Here is a 4,206-nt window from a genome sequence, read left to right on the forward strand (position 1 = left end):
TACTGTTGTTTTATCTTTGATATAATGCTTTTAGGTTTTATATCTTTGCCTAAATCAACTTTAAGCTTAGACATAAAATATTTTGGGTAGCTATTTTTAAGCTCGCTCATTTTAATTTTCTTTTCGGCTAATAAGCTCAAAAACAGTGCAGTTCCAACTAAAGCATCTCTACCATAGTTGAGCGGAGGATAAATAATTCCGCCGTTACCTTCGCCACCAATTACGGCGTGGACTTCTTTCATTTTGGCAACAACATTGACTTCGCCAACAGCCGAAGCATAATATTTGCCTTTGTGTTTTTCGGTTATATCTCTTAGCGCTCTCGACGAAGACAGATTTGAAACGGTGTTGCCTTTTGTTTTGCTCAAAATGTAGTCGGCTACGGCTACCAAAGTGTATTCTTCGCCAAACATGGTTCCATCTTCGTTAATTAGTGCTAGTCTGTCAACGTCTGGGTCGACAACTATACCTAAATCAGCTTTGTGGTGTTTAACGGCTTTGCTTATTTCGGTTAAGTTTTCTGCAAGCGGTTCAGGGTTGTGTGCAAAATTGCCGTCGGGAGTGCAGTTTATAGTAATTATTTTCTTAACGCCCAATTCTTTCAGCAATTCGGGAATAGCAATGCCACCAATCGAATTTATACCGTCGACAACAATTTTAAAATTGGCTTTGCCAATTTTTATAGCATTTACTTCCGGTAATTTTTTAATCGTTTTGATGTGGCGTTTTAAAGCCGTATTATCTCTTTTGTATTCGCCAATTTTATCGTGGCTACAGAAAGCAATTTCCGGATTTTTCGAGAAAGCTATCACTTGCTTAGCACTGTTTTCGTCTAAAAACTCTCCGTTTTTATTGTACAGTTTAAGTGCGTTCCACTGTGCCGGGTTGTGGCTTGCCGAAATAACTATTCCACCGTTTGCTTTAAGCAAATTGACTGATAATCCAACTGTTGGAGTAGTAGCCATACCTAAATCGATAACGTTTATGCCCATGCTTTGAAGTGTAGCACAAACTATTTTCGATATTGTTTCGCCCGATGTGCGACCATCTCGCCCAACAACTACTTTATACTCGGATGCTGAATATTGTTTTTTTATATATTCGCTGAAACCCATTGTGTATTCAACTATCCTTTGAGGCGTAAGGTTGTCTTCATACGAACCGCCAATAGTGCCTCTAATGCCTGAAATTCCTACTTTTAATGCCATAGTAAATAGATTTTAATTTTCTACAAAGTTAATATATTCTTTATAGAAAAGAAACACGAAATGCAAAAAAATCAGTTTTTTTACATCAATTAGTTGAGCGAAATCAATGTCTATTTACAAGATATTATTTTCTAGACCTAATGGTCTTAATCATATCTTCGGTCATGTTAGTAAGGTTCCATTTCGGGTTCCAACCCCATTCGGCTCTAGCACATGAGTCGTCCATGCTGTTGGGCCACGATTCGGCTATAGCTTGTCTAATTGGGTCAACATCGTATGATAGTTCAAAGTTAGGTATTGTTTTTCTGATTTCAGCAGCAATAATTTCGGGGCTAAAACTCATAGCCGTAACGTTAAATGAGTTGCGGTGTATAAGTTTGCTTGGGTCGGCTTCCATAATATCAATAGCTGCGTCTAAAGCGTCGGGCATGTACATCATATCCATGAATGTGCCTTCAGCAATTGGGCTAGTATATTTTCCGTATTCTATTGCGTGGTAATATATTTCGACTGCGTAGTCGGTTGTGCCGCCACCTGGTTTTGTAACGTTGGATATAAGTCCGGGATAACGCACCGAACGAGTATCTACGCCATATTTTTTGAAATAATAGTCGCTAAGCAATTCGCCTGTAACTTTGGTTATACCGTACATTGTTGAAGGACGTTGTATAGTATCTTGCGGAGTGTTGTCTTGAGGAGTGCTAAGACCAAAAGCTCCTATTGAACTTGGCGTAAATACGGCACATTTGTACTCTCTGGCAACTTCAAGGCAATTCATCAAGCCGCCTATGCCTACTTCCCAAGCTAACATTGGTTTTTGCTCTCCAACAGCCGATAGAATTGCGGCTAAATTGTAGATAGTGTCAATTTTGTATTTTTTTACAACATCAATTATTCGTTCTTTGTTAGTAGCGTTAACTTGTTCCGCAGGTCCACTTTCTAAAAGTTCTCCTTTGGGTTCTGAAACATTATATCCGGCAATTACATTGCCGTTACCGTATATTGAACGTAGTTTTAATGTAAGTTCGGAACCTATTTGTCCCACTGAGCCTAGTACTAATATGTTTTTCATTTGTGTTACTTGTTAGATGTTAATTTTAAATTTTTTACTGCACAAAAGTAACTATTCTTTGGCAATTTATAAGCTAATTTTGTATAAAAATTTATCTTTGCTTAAAAGTTACTTGGTTTGGTAATGGCGAAAACAAAAAAAGTAAGCATAACACAAAATTTAAATAATATCACAGTCAGCGCCTTTTGCTGTATAGGTGCGAAAATACCTATATATACATTGGCTCATTTTATAAATAAATATGCTGATTTAAATTTGGTTAGAGAAAAAGATTTTGAGTTTATTTTCGATAAAAATCATTTCTGTACCTTTTTTTATTTCTGCAAGATTGAGGAATACATAACAGAAGTATATTTAATTAATAACTACTATCAGAACAACTACGTTTTTAAGGACTTAAAAAATATTCCATATTTATTGATAATTAAAGGAGAAATGTCAGATGATATGATTGATGGTATTATTACGTCTATCAGAAAAATAAATGATATCGCGTTTATTTCAAGAATAGATCATAGCAAAATAGCAAACATTTCTTTGTTTTTCCAAAATGTAGAGCTCCATGTACAAAGTATCAGTGATGGGTGATGGGTGGTTGGTGGTTCGTGGTTCGTGGTTCGTGGTGCGAGGTTTCTAAAATTAGAAATCAGAAGTTAGAAATTAGAATAGGCTACCGATTATTTGTTTTTGTTAAAAGTTTAATGGAAAGGTGCGTAGCACCGAACCATTACATTCAGTAGTGTTTCATCGATTTTGTTAAATTTTCATTCCGCAAAAATTCTACAAAGCCAATAGCTAAGAGCCAAAGGCTAAAAGCTAAGTTGAGTACAGATAGGTGCGTTAGCACCGTGCAATTTGTAGTAATTGTATATATTACATAAAAGGTGCGTAGCACCGAACCATTACATTCAGTAGTGTTTCATCGATTTTATTAAATTTTCATTCCGCAAAAATTCCACAAAGCCAATAGCCAAGAGCCAAAGGCTAAAAGCTAAATAAAGTACAAATAGGTGCGTTAGCACCGTGCAATTTGTAGTAATTGTATATATTACATTAAAGGTGCGTAGCACCGAACCATCACATTCAGTAGTGTTTCATCGATTTTGTTAAACTTTCATACCGCAAAAATTCCACAAAGCCAATAGCCAAGAGCCAAAGGCTAAAAGCTAAATAAAGTACAAATAGGTGCGTTAGCACTGTGCAATTTGTAGTAATTGTATATATTACATTAAAGGTGCGTAGCACCGAACCATTACATTCAGTAGTGTTTCATCGATTTTGTTAAATTTTCATTCCGCAAAAATTCTACAAAGCCAATAGCTAAGAGCCAAGAGCCAATGGCTAAAAGCTAAAAGCACTTTTCACATTGCTAATTGCACATTGTTAATTGCTAATTGAAACTATAGAGTAACCGTTTCAAACTGCTTTAAAAATCGCACGTCATTTTCGCTGAATAATCGCAGGTCTTTAACTCCGAATAACAAATTTGTAATTCGCTCAACTCCCATACCTAAGGCGTAGCCACTATATTTGTCGCTATCTATACCGCAATTTTTAAGCACTTCGGGATGTACCATGCCGCAGCCTAAAATTTCCACCCAGCCGGTATATTTACAAAATCCGCAACCCTTGCTGTCGCATAGGTTACACGAAATATCCATTTCGGCGGAGGGCTCTGTAAATGGGAAGTAAGAAGGGCGTAAACGTATTTTAGTGTCGTTGCCGAACATTTCCTTTGCAAAGTACAAAAGTGTTTGCTTTAGGTCGGCAAATGAAACATTTTTGTCGATGTATAATCCTTCAACTTGATGGAAAAAGCAGTGTGCTCGCATTGATATTGCTTCGTTTCGGTAAACTCTGCCCGGAAAAATAGCTCTAATAGGCAGATTGCCTTTTTCCATAACTCTAACCTGTACACTCGACGTA

Annotated in this window: 4 protein-coding genes; 1 reads left to right on the forward strand and 3 read right to left on the reverse strand. The window is 36.7% G+C overall.

Translation table 11 applies throughout. The features are described 5' to 3' along the window. Together PHP31_09870 and PHP31_09875 are read right to left on the reverse strand one after the other, a co-directional pair. A partial coding sequence (locus tag PHP31_09870; GenBank protein MDD3739583.1) for a phosphoglucosamine mutase occupies positions 1–1,208 on the reverse strand: 1,208 nt, incomplete at its 3' end. 124 nt (positions 1,209–1,332) lie between these two features. Further along, positions 1,333–2,280 carry an NAD-dependent epimerase/dehydratase family protein gene (locus tag PHP31_09875; protein MDD3739584.1) on the reverse strand — a complete coding sequence of 316 codons (948 nt, stop codon included), beginning with the start codon at positions 2,278–2,280 and terminating at the stop codon, positions 1,333–1,335. A 123-nt stretch (positions 2,281–2,403) separates the two neighbouring features. Here PHP31_09875 and PHP31_09880 point away from each other — a divergent pair, with 123 nt between their 5' ends. Further along, complete coding sequence (locus tag PHP31_09880; protein ID MDD3739585.1) at positions 2,404–2,868, forward strand: IPExxxVDY family protein; 465 nt, start codon at positions 2,404–2,406, stop codon at positions 2,866–2,868. A gap of 812 nt (positions 2,869–3,680) precedes the next feature. On the opposite strand, the gene PHP31_09885 is transcribed toward PHP31_09880, so the two are convergent. Next, on the reverse strand, positions 3,681–4,206 hold a 526-nt coding region (locus tag PHP31_09885), incomplete at its 5' end, for a phenylalanine--tRNA ligase subunit alpha (GenBank protein ID MDD3739586.1).

This window comes from Lentimicrobiaceae bacterium (genome assembly GCA_028697555.1).
Lineage (GTDB): Bacteria > Bacteroidota > Bacteroidia > Bacteroidales > UBA4417 > UBA4417.

What these genes read in the sequence shown, in the direction of transcription:
- PHP31_09880 (MDD3739585.1), top strand. Translation starts at nt 2,404, where the DNA reads ATGGCGAAAACAAAAAAAGTAAGCATAACACAAAATTTAAATAATATC.
- PHP31_09875 (MDD3739584.1), bottom strand. Translation starts at nt 2,280, where the DNA reads ATGAAAAACATATTAGTACTAGGCTCAGTGGGACAAATAGGTTCCGAA.